13 protein-coding genes are annotated in these 14,884 nt (G+C 57.3%); 4 read left to right on the forward strand and 9 right to left on the reverse strand.

Translation table 11 applies throughout. From position 1 onward, the window contains the following. Nucleotides 1–18: 18 nt before the first annotated feature. The 3 genes from E6C55_RS14885 to E6C55_RS14895 all read left to right on the forward strand — a co-directional run bounded on the left by E6C55_RS14885 (nt 19) and on the right by E6C55_RS14895 (nt 4,324). Entirely contained in the window at nt 19–972 is a 954-nt protein-coding gene (locus tag E6C55_RS14885; RefSeq protein ID WP_136370599.1) for an RluA family pseudouridine synthase, read from the forward strand. 118 nt (nt 973–1,090) lie between these two features. Continuing rightward, the gene (locus E6C55_RS14890; RefSeq protein WP_136370600.1) at nt 1,091–2,683 is read left to right on the forward strand and encodes a putative bifunctional diguanylate cyclase/phosphodiesterase; all 1,593 of its coding nucleotides are present in this window, start codon (nt 1,091–1,093) and stop codon (nt 2,681–2,683) included. A gap of 129 nt (nt 2,684–2,812) precedes the next feature. Continuing rightward, nucleotides 2,813–4,324, forward strand: coding sequence for a methyl-accepting chemotaxis protein (locus E6C55_RS14895; protein WP_136370601.1), 1,512 nt, complete (start codon nt 2,813–2,815; stop codon nt 4,322–4,324). Nucleotides 4,325–5,446: 1,122 nt separating this feature from the next. Here E6C55_RS14895 and E6C55_RS14900 read toward each other — a convergent pair. The 6 genes from E6C55_RS14900 to coxB all read right to left on the reverse strand — a co-directional run bounded on the left by E6C55_RS14900 (nt 5,447) and on the right by coxB (nt 10,905). After that, nucleotides 5,447–5,908 (reverse strand): DUF420 domain-containing protein, encoded by a 462-nt coding sequence (locus tag E6C55_RS14900; RefSeq protein ID WP_136370602.1) that lies wholly within the window; start codon nt 5,906–5,908, stop codon nt 5,447–5,449. Between the two features lie 88 nt (nt 5,909–5,996). After that, nucleotides 5,997–6,929 (reverse strand): cytochrome c oxidase assembly factor CtaG, encoded by a 933-nt coding sequence (gene ctaG, locus E6C55_RS14905; RefSeq protein WP_136370603.1) that lies wholly within the window; start codon nt 6,927–6,929, stop codon nt 5,997–5,999. A gap of 142 nt (nt 6,930–7,071) precedes the next feature. Further along, complete coding sequence (locus E6C55_RS14910; protein ID WP_136370604.1) at nt 7,072–7,392, reverse strand: cytochrome C oxidase subunit IV family protein; 321 nt, start codon at nt 7,390–7,392, stop codon at nt 7,072–7,074. A 4-nt stretch (nt 7,393–7,396) separates the two neighbouring features. Beyond that, entirely contained in the window at nt 7,397–8,011 is a 615-nt protein-coding gene (locus tag E6C55_RS14915) for a cytochrome (ubi)quinol oxidase subunit III (protein WP_136370605.1), read from the reverse strand. After that, nucleotides 8,008–9,813 (reverse strand): cytochrome c oxidase subunit I, encoded by a 1,806-nt coding sequence (gene ctaD / locus E6C55_RS14920; RefSeq protein WP_136370694.1) that lies wholly within the window; start codon nt 9,811–9,813, stop codon nt 8,008–8,010. Before ctaD ends, E6C55_RS14915 begins: the two co-directional genes overlap by 4 nt. A 78-nt stretch (nt 9,814–9,891) precedes the next feature. Beyond that, nucleotides 9,892–10,905 carry a cytochrome c oxidase subunit II gene (gene coxB / locus E6C55_RS14925; RefSeq protein WP_136370606.1) on the reverse strand — a complete coding sequence of 338 codons (1,014 nt, stop codon included), beginning with the start codon at nt 10,903–10,905 and terminating at the stop codon, nt 9,892–9,894. A 452-nt stretch (nt 10,906–11,357) separates the two neighbouring features. Here coxB and E6C55_RS14930 point away from each other — a divergent pair, with 452 nt between their 5' ends. Then, nucleotides 11,358–12,089, forward strand: coding sequence for a hypothetical protein (locus E6C55_RS14930; RefSeq protein WP_136370607.1), 732 nt, complete (start codon nt 11,358–11,360; stop codon nt 12,087–12,089). A gap of 72 nt (nt 12,090–12,161) precedes the next feature. On the opposite strand, the gene E6C55_RS14935 is transcribed toward E6C55_RS14930, so the two are convergent. The 3 genes from E6C55_RS14935 to E6C55_RS14945 form a co-directional block, all read right to left on the reverse strand. After that, nucleotides 12,162–12,353 carry a hypothetical protein gene (locus tag E6C55_RS14935; RefSeq protein ID WP_136370608.1) on the reverse strand — a complete coding sequence of 64 codons (192 nt, stop codon included), beginning with the start codon at nt 12,351–12,353 and terminating at the stop codon, nt 12,162–12,164. 197 nt (nt 12,354–12,550) lie between these two features. Next, complete coding sequence (locus tag E6C55_RS14940; RefSeq protein ID WP_136370609.1) at nt 12,551–13,021, reverse strand: hypothetical protein; 471 nt, start codon at nt 13,019–13,021, stop codon at nt 12,551–12,553. A gap of 214 nt (nt 13,022–13,235) precedes the next feature. Then, nucleotides 13,236–14,798, reverse strand: coding sequence for an AMP-binding protein (locus E6C55_RS14945; protein ID WP_136370610.1), 1,563 nt, complete (start codon nt 14,796–14,798; stop codon nt 13,236–13,238). Nucleotides 14,799–14,884: the final 86 nt, after the last annotated feature.

Consider the following 14,884-nt stretch of genomic DNA (forward strand, 5'->3'; position numbering starts at 1 on the left):
GCAGGAGGTTCACCCCACATGAGCAGAAAACCGAACAGAAACGGAAGCGGAGCGAATCCCGGAAGACGCCCGCCCGCCCCGGCCAAATCCTATCCCGTTCAGCAGGAAGAGGAGCTTCTCGCCTTCCTCGTCGCGACAGTCAAGGGCGAAGGGAGAAACTCGCTCAAGTCGATGCTCGCCCGCGGTCAGGTATCGGTCGACGGCGAGCGCCAGACCGCCTACAATTATGTGCTGCGCCCCGGACAGACGGTAGCCGTGAGCAAGGAGCGAATCGAAGAGACTCCGCGCCTCGTCGGCTTGTCCATCCTCCATGAGGACGATTCCCTGCTCGTCGTGCAGAAGGAGGCGGGCCTGCTGTCTATTGCGACGGAGCACGAGAAGGAGCTGACCGCCTACCGGCAGTTGACGGACCACGTCAAGCGGAGCAATCCCGCCGGCCGCGTATTCATCGTGCATCGCCTCGACCGCGACACCTCCGGCGTCATGATGTTCGCGAAGTCGGAGACCGTACAGCAGCAGCTTCAGAACGGCTGGCAGGAAGCGGTCAAGGAGCGAAGCTATATCGCCCTCGTCGAAGGGGAAGTGAAGCGTCCGGAAGGGACCGTCTCCTCCTGGCTGAAGGAGAGCAAGACGCTCAAGATGTATTCCAGCCCCTATCCGGGCGACGGCCAGCACGCTATGACGCACTACAAGCGGCTGCAGTCGAACAAGCTCTTCTCCCTGCTCGAAGTGAGGCTCGAGACCGGGCGGAAGAACCAGATCCGCGTCCATATGCAAGACATCGGCCACCCGATCGTCGGCGACAAGAAGTACCGTTCGAAGTCCAAGGAGATCGGCCGGCTTGGCCTGCATGCGTTCGTTCTTGCCTTCGAGCATCCCGTCACGAAGGAAGTCATGCGGTTCGAGAGTCCGATGCCGAAGGCGTTCCTCGCTCCGTTCCGGAACGGCGCCCAGTCTTCCGCCCATAATTAATTGCGGCGGCAACCCGAAGACAGTCCAATTGGCCTATGAAAAATTCGCCAATAAAGTTACAATATTAATACCGAGAATTTTGTAGAATTTTGTAAACCAATCCGGTATAGGTGACCAAATGGCCGACATCGCTCCTGCACATCTGATCTTCTACATCCTGTTGTCTTATCTTGTCGCGGCATTCTGCTTGAACTATGCCCTCACCATCGCCGATAGAAGAGCCGCTTCGCGAAGATCCCGCCGGACATGGTCCTGGCTGGCCGCCTCCGCCCTCCTGGGCACGGGGCTCTGGCTCGCCAGCTTCTTCTCCTTGCCTGCGAAGGGACTTCCCCTTGCCGCGGACCGCCCGCTCATGATCGCTGTGCTCATTGCGGCCGCCGCTCTGTTCGGTGCGCACTTGCTTCTGCTCCTCGACCGCAACAACCGCGGCGAAGCCTCCGATTCGCTTAGCGGCCTTCCGGGGCGGATCGCGTTCGAGAAGAGCCTGCAGCAGGCGATCTCGAACGCAGAAGGCGACGGACTTCCCTTCGCCGTCATGTTCCTCGATCTGGATCGCTTCAAGAACATCAACGACGCGCTTGGCCATGACGTTGGCGACCATCTGCTGCAGACCGTCGCCAACCGCATTCGGGAATGCGTCGCGGACAAGGCCCGGATCTCGAGGCTCGGCGGCGACGAATTCGCGGTTCTGTTCCGGCCCGGCCTCTCCAAGGACAGCCTGCTGCTCGCGGCGGGCCATCTTCTGTCGGACGTCGCGAGACCGCTATTCTTCGGCGAGACGGAGATTCACTTGACTACGAGCATCGGCATCTCCATGTATCCGACCGACGGGGAATCCCCGGTCAGCCTGATGAAGAATGCCGAAGCGGCGCTCTACTCGGCCAAGGCCGAGGGCAAGAATACGCTCCGCTTCTACCTTCCTGCCATGAACGACAACCTGCGCGAATCCGTTCTGCTGGAGACGGATCTTCGCAAGGCGCTCGAACGGGAGGAATTCTACCTCGTCTACCAGCCCCAGATCAGCGCCATTACCGGCCAGGTCGTCGGCGTCGAAGCTCTCCTGCGCTGGAATCACGGCAAGAAGGGGCTTATTCCCCCTTCCGACTTCATCCCGCTCGCCGAGGAGACGGGAGTGATCGTGCCGATCGGCGATTGGGTTATCCGAACCGCCTGCGCCCAGAGCAGCCAGTGGCAGAAGCAGGGACTGCCGCCTTTCCGCGTTGCGGTGAACCTGTCCGGCCGCCAGTTCTTGAACAAGGGGCTTGTTCCCTTCGTGAAGCGAACGCTTCTGGAGACCGGGATGGACCCGTCCAATCTGGAGCTTGAGATTACCGAATCGATGACGCTCGATATCGAGCGTTCCTTCTCCACGCTTCGCGAGCTGAAGCAGCTCGGCATCAGCATCTCCATCGACGACTTCGGCACCGGCTACAGCTCTCTCAGCTACCTCAAGAGCTTCCCGGTCGACTGCCTGAAGATCGACCAATCGTTCGTGCGCGAGCTGTTGTCCGAGACGAATGACCGCTCGATCGTCTCTACGATCATCAACCTCGCCCACAGCCTGAACCTCCGGGTTGTTGCCGAAGGAGTCGAATCCAAGGAGCAGCTTGCCTACCTTGCCTCCTTCGGCTGCGACGAGATTCAGGGTTACTACGTGAGCAAGCCAATCGCCGAGAAAGACATTCCTTGTTTTCTGAAGCGAAGCTCCTGATAAGAAAGCACCATTTTTTCGACAAATTCCTCTGTTTATCGATCTTTTTCAGAAGTTGTTCAACTTATATATGGTATACTTTCCACTACCGACTTCTTACTATCAAGATCAAACAAGGAAGGTCTACCTATGCTCCATCGGAAAAACAAACTCATGCTGATTTTCTCGGCAGGGACGGTCCTGCTGAGCCTCTTCATTCACCTGCTGCACCGCCGGTTCGACGTGTTCCAATCCATGCAGATGCACGGCCACTCCGCCATGACCGCCTCGGCTCCCGCCTGGCAATTGAACGCGATTCTGCTTCTCCCGCTCCTTCTGCTCGGGATTTCCTGGTTCCTCTATCTAAGCCGCAGAGAGCATCCCTTGATTCCCTTATTGAACATCCTGTGCCTCACCTTCGCCAGCATCTCGATCATCGGCGGAGGGGGCGGAACGGTCGAATTCCACTTCTCCATCTTCATGGTTGTCGCGATGACCGCTTATTATGACAACGTCAAGCTGATTGCCGCCATGACCGGGGTATTCGCCATCCACCATCTAGCCGGCTTCTTCTTCCTGCCGGAGCTCGTCTTCGGAGTGACGGAGTATCCGTTCCTTATGCTTGTCATTCATGCCGGATTCCTCGTCCTGACATCCGTCGCGACCTCCTACCAGATCGTCTCCAAGACTCGGATTCAGCAGGAGCTCGAAGCGGACGGGCGGAGCAAGCAGGAGCAGATCCGGGAGCTGCTCGCCAACGTCCAGAGCTTGTCCGATCAGCTCCAGAAGTCGTCCGCCATCGTCTCCGAGCGTTCGGAGATCTCCTCTCGCTCCGGCGAAGAGATGATCGCTTCGTTCCGGGAGGTGTCCGCGGCGCTTGAGCATCAGAGCTTGTCGATTCGATCCGTCGAGACGGACATTCAGCAGACGACCCTCTCGATTAAGGAAGTATCGGCCGCTTCCGAACAGATGAACGAGCATTCCGCCCGCTCGGACGATTCGATCGCCTCGATTCAACTCAGCATTGAACGGCTGACGCAAGAGACGGAGAGGACGTCGCGCGCGATTGAAGTCGCGTTCCGCACGCTGCAGAAGTTGATCTCTTCGACACAGAACGTCGAAGAGATCGTCACGACGATTCAGGAAGTATCCGGCCAGATTCATCTGCTCGGCTTAAACGCCGCGATTGAAGCGGCCCGGGCCGGCGAGCACGGCCAAGGCTTCGCCGTCGTCGCGAGCGAAGTGCGCAAGCTGGCCGTCCGAAGCAACGAGTCGACGGACCGCATTCGCACGATCCTCGCCTCCATCAGCGAGGACAGCCGCGAGGCCCGGATCGGCTTCGAAGCCGGCCTCGAGTCCGCCGATGCCGCCCGGTCGCAGGCTGAATCGACGTTCGCCGGATTCCAGGAAGTGCGCACTCTCCTCGAGCTGACCTCGAAGAGCATCCGCGAAGTGCACGGAGAACTGCTCCAAGCCAGCCGTTCGGTCGATCGGGTCTCCAGCGAGATGCTCCAGATCGCTTCCGTGACGGAAGAGAACGTCGCCTCGATGGAGGAACTGTTCCATATTACCGAGAAGCAGATGAACTCGACGCACGAGATCAACCGCGAGCTGGGCCGGGTCAAGTCTCTCGCCGATTCGCTGCGAGAGCAGTTCTCTTGAGATGAGGGGCCGTCCCCGAAGTCATCGAGCTTCGGGACGGCCCCTCTTTATGGCTTCTTTGCCGCGCTATTCGCCTCCCCTCCCCCCCAGACGAGCTAATCGCTCCAATCGTTCGGGACCTTTGCGAATTTATATGAATTTTCACATTCGTCGGCTTGGATTGGAGGGAATCTCGGCGTTTTATGTGATTTCTCACATATATTCCTGACATCCAGCGGCATCAGCGGGACCGAGGCGGCTTCGGAGGTATATTGGGCGACATCTAGGCGAACTTTGGAGGCATCTAGCAATTTCGATGGTATCTAGCAGCTTCGGAGAGGTATCTTAGCGAGTTTGGAGACATCTAGGCATCTTGAGCTTTGAGCGGCTTTGGAGGCATCTAGGCAGCTTAGCAGCTTCGAGCGGCACCTATCTGTGCGGTTTTGGCGGCTCCGTGGTATCTAGTTAGGTACTGGCGATGTCTAGCAACTTAGGCGGTAACTTAGCGACTTCGGTGGAACCTAGCCATTTTAGCAACTTTTAGCGGAATCTGGCGGGTTCGGCAGCACGAATGCAGCTTAGCAACTCCGAGCGGCATCCAGGTATTTAGGGTATCTAGCAGCATTGGCGAAACTGTGTTTTTTCTGACTCAGCGTCTTTGTCGACACTATTGACTCCATCCACATCGTGCCCCCTTGGCCCTGATTTGCACCGATCCCCCTATTGGCGCCTATTGGCGCCGATTCCCCTGGCCCCCGATTCGCCCCCCGACTTACGCCGAGCCATTATGATCGAAATTTCAATCATAATTTTCTCGATTTGCCCGTTTCAGGCAAATAAGATCGCAATTCCAACCTTATTTCGTGACTAATCGTCCGCGCCAGGCAAATAAGATCGAAATTTCGATTACAATTCGCGTTTCGCACCCGATCTGGAAAATTATAATCAAAATTCCGATTACAATTGCTTCTCTTCATTTACAATTGCTTCTCCGATTACAATTGCCCCTTCAATTACCATTGCCCCTACAGCCCGCCGCCGCCCTTCAAGCTTCCGCCACAAGAAATAACGGCACAGGGGGCCGCGCTCCCCTATGCCGCTATGTTTGCACTTTCAAGCGAGCTGCCCATCGCTCGGACAGCATTATCCGAAGATCGCGTCGATGACGGGCTTCGTGTGCCCGCCGGGATACATGAGGTAGAGCAGCACATAGACGGTAACGCCCGTAATCGCCGTGACGAACCAGATGACGGCCGTCCATCTGCCCAGCTTGCGATGCTTGGCGAAGTTCTTCTTGAACGCCAGAGTGAGCGTCGAGATGCCGAATACGGCGGCTACCATCGCGAGGACGATATGGAAGATAAGGAAGATCCGGTAGATCGTCTCCAGGCTGTCCGGGCCGCCCCAGTTCGTATTGCCGACGAAGACGGTCCGCGACGTGTACATGAGGAAGAACAGCACCGCCGCTATCGCCGCGGCGATCATTGTTTTCTCATGGGCGTCTCTCTTCTTCAGGATAATGAGCCGCCACCCGATCGCAACCAGAATGGCGCTTATGGCGATAAAACTCGTGCTGATCGTCGGGAAAATCTCGTACCAAGTCATTAACGGGTCACCTGCTCCAATGAACAATGATTATGCTGATAACATTGTAACTTGACCTGTCCAACTGTTCAAATCTTTCTCGCGGCGGTCACACATTGTTCGATCCCACACTATTCAGGCGTGCCGCCGTCTGCGCCTCCAGGCTTGCCCCTTCCCCATCCTCTTCCTTGCGCTCCCTGCGGAACCACTGCATGAAGACGGAGTAGAGCGCTCCGATGTTGATGAATTCCTGGATCAGCTTCATGATGATGCCGCCAAGCTGCTGATCTTCTTGCGCGCTCAGCACCCCGAAGAAGGACGGCCCCTGGAACTTCGCGAGCAGCTCGGCGGAATTGCCGGAGACGCAATAACGCATGGCCTGCGCCCATACTGCCGGATCGCTGTAGACGGCGAAGACCGGTTCCCCGGCGAAGATGATCAGTACGCACGCCGGCGTGAGCAAGAGTCCGTTAAGGAAAATATACGCAAGCCGCAGCAGCGGAGAGACCCGCGCCCACTCCGACACCGGGCATTGGATATGCCACCAGTTGAGCATGGCGGTCAACAGCAGAACGATGTAATACAAAGCATGAACGAAGTAATGAACCATGATCCAATCGTGAATGTTCGGAAGATGATAGACGGAGAACAACAGGTTGAACAGGAACAAGCCGAGCAGCGGATTGCCGAGGAACCGGAACGGTCTCAAGACGGCGCTTCCAAGGACGGAGCGCCAGAGCCAGGCCGGAATTCCGTACAGCAGCATCGGCGGCACCAGCACGTAAGAGATCGCCATATCGGTCATATGGTAAGAGAACATCAGATGGCCGAGCAAGCTGAGCGGACCGCCGTGAACGAGATAGAGAAGCACCACGGCCGCGTAGAAGCTGATCTGCCTGCCGATCGGAACGGCTTCCGCTCCTGCGAACCTTCCTCTCCACGGCCCAACGAGGAAGGAATACAACGTAGCGACGGCAAGCATGAAGATTAGAAAATAAGGGCTCCACACGTCCGCGAACGAGAAATACTTCAAGCTGTTCATTCTAGCTCACCCTTCTTGCTCCTTAATCGTGCCCCGGCCTTGTCGGGCCGCGGCTTCAACCCATTATAACGCACCGTCCTCATCCGGCCAAAAAAAGAGGCGGGAACAGCGCCCCGCCTCTCTGCAGTTTATCCGGTATAGCTTACCACCATACCCAATATTCGGCCATGATCACCATCGTGAAGACGACGATGATTCCGAATATGATGCCGATGGTCGGGAACAGGTGTCCCTTATCCTTCATGTGCATCCAGAACGACAATTGCACGAATACTTGCACGACCGCCATCCCTACCAGAATGATGTAGGTGAATGCCGTGTTGATCTCGCCGGAGGCGACTGCCGCGAACGCGATAAGCGTCAGAACAAGCGACAGGACGAAGGTGACGATGTGCTTCTTCGGACCTTCTACGCGATGGCGTGTCGTCGTCTCGTCATGAGAAGAATGATGGTTGCTCGACATCCGGTTACCCCACCTTTCCCATCAGATAAACAACGGTGAAGATGAATACCCACACTACGTCGATGAAGTGCCAGTAAATAGCCGATACGTACACTTTGGGCGCCGTAACGACGGTAAGACCCTTCTTCATGATCTGAAGAATGATCAGCCCGATCCAGAGCACCCCGAAGGCAACGTGCGCGCCGTGGAAGCCGACGAGCGTGTAGAACGAGGAGCTGAATGCGCTGGTCGGCATCTGGTGTCCTTCATGGATGTATTCCGTGAACTCGTAAATTTCGAGGCCGAGGAATCCGAGGCCGAGAAGGATCGTGATAAGCAGCCAGCCGATCATCGGCTTGACCTTCTTCTGATGCAGCGATTGAACCGCGAACACGCTCATGAGACTCGACGTGAGCAGGATCATCGTAGCGAGGAAGACGGTCGGGAGCTGGAACAGCTCGTTCGGCGTAGGGCCGTCTCCCGTGTTGTGGCGAAGCGCCAGGTACGACGAGAACAAGGTGCCGAAGAGAACCGTCTCCGCGCCGAGGAACAGCCAGAAGCCGAGAATCTTGTTGCGGCCTTCGAGCGTCGCTCTCTCCGGCTCGTGCGGCAATGGTCCGTTCAGATCATGTGAGCTCATGCGTGCACCCCTTTCTCTTGTTCTTCTTCGCTGATGTGGAACCCGTGATCGTCGAACACCGAGCGAAGCAGCATGCAGATCAGGGTGACGGCGATGCCGCCGATGGCAACGAACAGCTTGTCATACATGAAGCCGAAGCCGGCGATGAAGAGGCCGATGCTCATGATAAGCGGCAGGAACGACGGAGAAGGCATGTGGATCGGGCCTACCGGTTCGGATGGCGTCATCTCCTTATGGCCTTCCATCTTCTCCTTCCACCAAGCGTCATAGCCGCGAACAAGCGGGATCTGCTTGAAGTTGTATTCCGGAGGCGGAGAAGGAATCGTCCATTCGAGCGAGCGGCCGTCTTCCCATGGATCGTTCGTTGCGTTCTTCGGCTTGAAGGACGTGATGATGACATTGACGATCAGCATGATCGTACCGATGCCCATCAGGAAGGCGCCGATCGTACTGATGAAGTTCATCGTGTCGAAGCCTTGGTTCGGGAGATACGTCCATACGCGGCGCGGCATCCCGATCAGACCGAGGAAGTGCTGCACGAAGAAGGTCATGTGGAAGCCGATGTAGAACGTCCAGAAGAACCACTTGCCGAGCGTCTCGTTCAGCGTACGACCGAACATCTTCGGCCACCAGTAGAACAATCCGGCGAAAATCCCGTTGATCAGACCGCCTACGATAACGTAGTGGAAGTGAGCAACGACGAAGTAAGTATCATGGTACTGATAGTCCGCAGGGGCTACGGCAAGCATGACCCCGGTTACGCCGCCCATCGTGAAGGTAGGAATGAAGCCGATCCCGAACAAAGCTGCCGTCGTGAAGCGAATGGAGCCGCCCCACAAGGTAAACAGCCAGTTGAAGATCTTCACCCCGGTCGGAATCGCGATGAGCATCGTCGCGATCGAGAACAGGCCGTTCGCGACCGGACCGAGTCCCGTCGTGAACATGTGGTGAGCCCAAACCATGAAGCCGAGGAAGGCGATCAGGATCGTCGCGAATACCATCGAGCTATAGCCGAACAGGCGCTTGCGGGAGAACGTGCTGACGACTTCGGAGATAATCCCGAACGCCGGCAGGATCAGGATGTAAACTTCGGGGTGACCGAACACCCAGAAGACGTGTTCCCACAGCACGGTACTGCCGCCGTTAGCCGTCTCGAAGAAGTTCGCCTGGAACAGGCGGTCGAACATCAGAGCGACCAGACCGACCGTCAGGACAGGGAATGCGAAGACGATCAGAGCGGACGTGATGAAGATCGCCCAAGTGAACATCGGCAGTCTCATAAAGGACAAGCCCGGCGCACGCATGTTGATGATCGTCGCCATGAAGTTGATGCCGCCAAGCAGCGTGCCGATACCGGCAATCTGCAGACCGAGTACATAATAGTCGACGCCGTGGCCCGAATTATAAGTAGGGCTGGCAAGCGGAACATAAGACGTCCAGCCTGCATCCGGCACGGAACCGGCGAACCAACTGATGTTCAGAAGAAGACCTCCGAAGAAGAACGTCCAGAAGCCCAGAGCGTTAAGGAACGGGAACGCGACGTCGCGCGCCCCGATCTGCAGCGGGATAACCGCGTTCATCATCGCGAACAGCATCGGCATCGCCGCGAGGAAGATCATCGTCGTGCCGTGCATCGTAATCAACTCGTTGAATGTATCTGCGCCAACGACTGCAAGCTGCGGCTTGAGCAATTGAATACGGATCAGAATCGCTTCGAGACCGCCGATCAAGAAGAACAAGGCTCCAGCGAGCAAGTACAAAATCCCGATTTTTTTATGGTCGACGGTTGTCAGCCAGTCCATCAAGCCGCGATATCGCTTGACCGGATGCGCATGGGCATGTGCAGTCAAAGCAACGAACCCCCTTCATTCCGAGCAGAATTAGTAGTCAAGCTTATAGTTGGCCAAGTACTTGGCGATTCCGTCGAGCTCTTCCGGCGACAGATCCAGATCTTCGGCAGAAGGCATCGTTGCACCCGGCTTCACGTCTTGCGGGTTCTCGATCCATTGCTTCAGGTTCTCTTCCGGCGAGTTCTCGTCGTTGTAGAGAATGCCGCCGATCGTCTCGCGGCCTCCGACACCCGTCAGGTTCGGAGCGCCCGCGCCGGAATTCTGCTCGCCGACGGCGTGGCAGCTAAGGCACTTGCTCTCGAACGCTTCCTTGATCGCGGCGTCTTCCGGAAGAACGGCCGGGTCCTTCATCGCCGCTACCCAACGATCGAACGAGGCTTGGTCGACCGCCTTGGCCTTAAAGTCCATCAAGCTGTGGGAAGGTCCGCACAGCTCCGCGCACTTGCCGCGGTAGACGCCTTCCTTCGGGAATTCCAGGTACAGCTTGTTATCCACTCCGGTATTCGTATCGATCTTGCCCCCGATGGAAGGAATCCAGAAGGAGTGCTTCACGTCGGCCGAAGCCAGCTTGAACTGAATCTTCTTGCCTGTCGGCACAATCAGGTCCTGAGCCGTCGTAATCCCATACTCGGGATACTCGAATTCCCACCAGTATTGATGAGAAGTAACGATAACCTGAAGGGCATCCTTGTCATGGGAATAGTCCTTCGCGTTGCCGAAGACCTTGTCGATGGTCGGCACGCCAAGGATTAGGAGGAGGACGATCGGAACGACGGTCCAAATAATCTCAAGCTTGTGATTGCCTTCCACCTGCTTCGGGATCGAGTTGTCGCCCTTGCGGCGACGGAACTTGATCAGCACGTACAGGCAGATAGCGAATACGACGACGACAACAAGCGCCATGATGCTGATCGATAACACCATCAGATCAAACTGGCCTTGGGCTACCGGGCCTTGCGGCTTCAATGTCGACAGGTCTTCTCTGCCCCCGCATGCCGACAGCAGAAGCGCCATTCCTGCCAGCACCGGTAGTAACCGCTTCATTACACGCCACCGATTCATTCAATTCAACCCCATCTCGACGTTTTCATAGATTGCTGCATGTTGTGGCGAATGCAACCCATGTGGTGGTGACTCATGCAAGAACCTTAAGCCAACCTTAAACATACGTTCCTAATCAAATAATATAGGGTTTGGCCCCACAGTTTGTCAATGTTCACAGAACAGTTCACAAATTGTTCTTATAACTGTCAAATTCCTTGCCGCTCAACGATTCGGCAACCGTCCGAAGCGGCGATCCGTTGTCACAATTGCCGAATGCAAACGCACTCATTCCCAACTGCCGCCCTTCTCCGAAGTGTCCTCTTCAGCTTTTGCCAAACCGCCCTTGTTTTATGTACGGGACCCTTGTTTTATATGCATAATCGGAGGCATACGATCTTCCCGGCCGGGTATTCTATCCCTTAACAAGCCGATCTTTAAGGAGGAATGGACCCGTGGTTATCCGCCGTCCGCTCATGAGACAGCTCTTCTCGGTTGCTTGCGGAGCATCCCTTCTGCTTGCCCTCGCGGGTTGCAGCAATTATTCGGAGAACTTCCAGAAGAGCGCCAAAGACTACTCAAGCCGCCTGCCGGGTGATCCCAAGATGTCGCGGGTCCAATCCTACGGCTCCTATCGCGGTCTGTCCACAAGCAGAAACTCCACAGCGCACGACAACGTATCCTTCCGGTACAGCTCGCAGCTCTCTTATGATGTCAAGACGCTTCCCGGCGTAAACTCGGCTATCGTCATGCTCGCCGGCCAGAACGCCTATGTCGGCATCATGACCGACTGGACGGCGACCGGCACGAAGTCGCACGGCGGCGCGGATACCCGGGAGCAAGACAATACGGGGACGACGGAGGGCGTATACAACGTCGACACGGGAGGCCGAACCCCGGTGTACCGGGAGATGGTTACACCGTACAATTCCTACTTCAGCCATAAGGACGTGTCCGATCTGTCCTCGGAGTTCAAACAGACAATCGGCAGCGCCGTCCGCAAGAACCATCCGGAGATCGAAGAGGTTCATATCTCGGCCAACCGGGAATTCGTCAATCAGTTGCTCCTGTTCGCCCGGGCTTCCTGGAGCGGAGAGGACACCTCCGGACTAACCGGGGACTTCAATAAACTTATGAAGTATATGTTCAGCCAAGGCAAGGACATTCCGACTCCGCTCGGGGAGTGAAGGCAATCATCCCGACAAAAAAAGATCGACGTCCCTGCTCGGGGGTGTCGATCTTTATTCCATCTTCTCTTCTCAAGAAGCAGGGGAATTTAATTTAACCAATTCGCGTTCGACAATCAGGATTAACTCATCTTCATATCCGCCTGTAATTCTATATTTGCGGATGTAATCCTTCACAAACTTGCGCGGGTCTTTGGGCCGGAAAATTCTCGTCAATTCTCGGAGACTTTCTTGGACTTCGTTGTGGCTTCGTTTCGTTGCCATGCGATTCCCTCCCCAGCGGTATTGAAACCCGCAAGTTTAGCTAAAGCGGTCACTCTCCAGTTGTCGACAAATTTAACCCTGCTACTGTCCATTATACCAGTAATCGGCTGGGGTTAAAAGCAAAACCGTAGATAGCCAGGAACTTCGCCTTGCCCCGATTGCGGGCCCCGGAGCCTCCCCGCGCCTCGCTCTCTAGTCTATGTGGGACCGGACCCCGCTGATTCATCTTCGACGGAATCTCTTCTGTCCTTGGACCATCCGTCCGCCCCGGTCCCCGCGCCTTCTTCCCATATCTCCTCCGGTTCGTCCGCACTTCCCTTGTTCTTCGCCGTCATCTGAAGGAAGGCGATCACGGCCGCGACGGAGACGACAATTCCCACTCCCATCGCCGCGAGCAAGGGCAGCGTCCCGATTCCGGCTTCCACGACCGAGGTCGCCAATCGATCCGATGATGACGCATTTATATCCGACGCTTGAACGGGCGCGGCTCCGAATGCACCCCACAAAGAAGTTCCTGCCGCCAAAGTACGTGCAACGATCATGCCGACGCGCCTGTTCAGCTTGCTTCTCTTCCTGGTCTTCTTCCCCATCTCCGCATCGGGAGACGGTGCGTCCGTCGCCGACGTCCGTTCTCCGGAAGCTGCGCTCCGGTTCGCGGGCGTTCTCATTCCTTCAATCCCTCCTATATGCTTTATATCGGAATGACGCGGCAACGGCTTCACCCCCCACGGAGAATTCGCTTGACAAATAACGACAAGATTCGTCAATGTAAACGCTTACTATTATCGGTTCAAAAAAATGTCTTCTCTCGATCAGACATGCTTCCAGTATACAAAAAAAGAAGGGCATTCTCAACGAATGCCGCCTAAAAATTCCATTAAATTACACTGTCGCATAAACGGCCTCCTGATCGGCAACTTCCGCTTCCGCGGTTGCGGTTGCGGTTGTCTGAAGCTCCCGCTTCAGCGGTTCCCCCCACGGCGTCAAGGGCAGGGCGTCCACGAACTCGCAGCGAATCGGCGTTCCGCCAGCCCCGAGGCGATCCCGGCACCAACGCTCCAGTTGAACGGCCGATGCGATCCGCCCCCGGCGAAGAATAATGCGGACAATCGCTTCCCCTCCCGGAGCTTGCGTTCTGCCGACGCACGCCTTCGCGACCGCGGGATGGGCGGCAATGATCTTCTCCATCTCGCCGGGCGTTATCATTCCCCTCTCCGTTGCAAAGCGATGGAATGCCCGGTCCCCCCAGTAGAAGCAGCCCGCTTCGTCGCGGCTGACCAGATCCCCCGTACGAATCCAATCTTGCCGCTCCGGCGGGGTTCCCTTTTTCCAGTACCCGAATGCAATCTGCGCTCCCCGGACGATCAGCTCTCCGACCTCTCCCGGCGGCATTTCGTCCAGGCTCCCTGTGCCGACGACTCTCGCTTCCACTCCGGGCAGAGGGAACCCGAGCGCGCCGTCCCGCCGCTTCCCCCGCGGAGGCAGCGCAAGCGCAAGCGATGCCGCCTCCGCCAGGCTGTATCTGCCGGACGTCCGTTCCTTCGTCGCGTCAGAGCTGCCGCTCGCAAGAGCGACGCAGCCCGTCCGTGCCGCCGCCGCGTTCAAGGACGCCAATCCTTCCGGATGCAGCAGCGGGGTTGCACGGCCGATCGGCTCCTCCTCCGCGTTCACTCCGCCTATCCAGTATGCCTGACGAACGGCTCCCGCCGCGATGCTTCCGTGGGTGAAGAGCGCCCCCTTGGCCGGACCGGTCGTGCCGCTCGAATACTGAATGACGGCCAGGTCGCCGGCCGCCGCTTCCTCCGCCTCTCCGTGCGCTTGCGCGGCTCCAAGAAGAGCGATGCCGTGAACGAGCCCGACGTCTCCCTTGCCGACTCTCCTCCGCAGGCCGCTCCAAGCCGCTTCGACCGCTTCCTGCCCCTTCCATCTCCCGCGTCTTTCTTCTATTAGTATAATCTTGATCGTACCAACCGCCTCGTGGAAAAGCCCCCTGTCCCGCAAAAGGCTCCGGCTTGCGATAACCGCCGCCGCCCCCGTCTCGGCCGTTCTTCTCGCAGCTTCTTCCGGTTCGCAGAGTTCGTGGATCGGAACGGCGACGCCACCCGCCAGCAGCACTCCGTAGTAGGCTTCGATCGCCGCCGGGACGGTTGGCAGGTAGATCGCCACCCGCTCCCCGCGCTTCACTCCGATGCTTCTCAGGCCGTTCGCGAAGCGGAAGCATCGGCCGAGCAACCGCGCGTACGAGCAGGTCCGCCCCTCGAACGAATACGCCGGGTCGCTCGGCCGCTCTCTCGCCGCGCGCACGAGCAGGTTCGCCGCGTTGCCGTCCGGCGGGTCTTCCGAAGGTTCCCGCAGCGGAGGGAACCGACTCCACCATTCCTGGAGGCGGATGCCCTCGGGTGCCTTGCTCTCCCATATCTCTGCCGTCTTATCCCCCAGTTCCATCTCCACCCCATCCTTCCTCGCAATAGTCGATGCGTGTCCTACCCCAACATATTCGCGCGCAGGAACGGACAGAACCCCGCCAGGCC

Source organism: Cohnella fermenti (genome assembly GCF_004801405.1).
GTDB lineage: Bacteria > Bacillota > Bacilli > Paenibacillales > Paenibacillaceae > Cohnella > Cohnella fermenti.

Coding starts and splice junctions, on each gene's coding strand:
- E6C55_RS14915 (WP_136370605.1), bottom strand. CDS start 8,011: ATGAGCTCACATGATCTGAACGGACCATTGCCGCACGAGCCGGAGAGA.
- E6C55_RS14890 (WP_136370600.1), top strand. CDS start 1,091: ATGGCCGACATCGCTCCTGCACATCTGATCTTCTACATCCTGTTGTCT.
- E6C55_RS14895 (WP_136370601.1), top strand. CDS start 2,813: ATGCTCCATCGGAAAAACAAACTCATGCTGATTTTCTCGGCAGGGACG.
- coxB (WP_136370606.1), bottom strand. CDS start 10,905: ATGAAGCGGTTACTACCGGTGCTGGCAGGAATGGCGCTTCTGCTGTCG.
- E6C55_RS14885 (WP_136370599.1), top strand. CDS start 19: ATGAGCAGAAAACCGAACAGAAACGGAAGCGGAGCGAATCCCGGAAGA.
- E6C55_RS14935 (WP_136370608.1), bottom strand. CDS start 12,353: ATGGCAACGAAACGAAGCCACAACGAAGTCCAAGAAAGTCTCCGAGAA.
- E6C55_RS14945 (WP_136370610.1), bottom strand. CDS start 14,798: ATGGAACTGGGGGATAAGACGGCAGAGATATGGGAGAGCAAGGCACCC.
- E6C55_RS14900 (WP_136370602.1), bottom strand. CDS start 5,908: ATGACTTGGTACGAGATTTTCCCGACGATCAGCACGAGTTTTATCGCC.
- ctaG (WP_136370603.1), bottom strand. CDS start 6,929: ATGAACAGCTTGAAGTATTTCTCGTTCGCGGACGTGTGGAGCCCTTAT.
- E6C55_RS14940 (WP_136370609.1), bottom strand. CDS start 13,021: ATGAGAACGCCCGCGAACCGGAGCGCAGCTTCCGGAGAACGGACGTCG.
- ctaD (WP_136370694.1), bottom strand. CDS start 9,813: ATGGACTGGCTGACAACCGTCGACCATAAAAAAATCGGGATTTTGTAC.
- E6C55_RS14910 (WP_136370604.1), bottom strand. CDS start 7,392: ATGTCGAGCAACCATCATTCTTCTCATGACGAGACGACGACACGCCAT.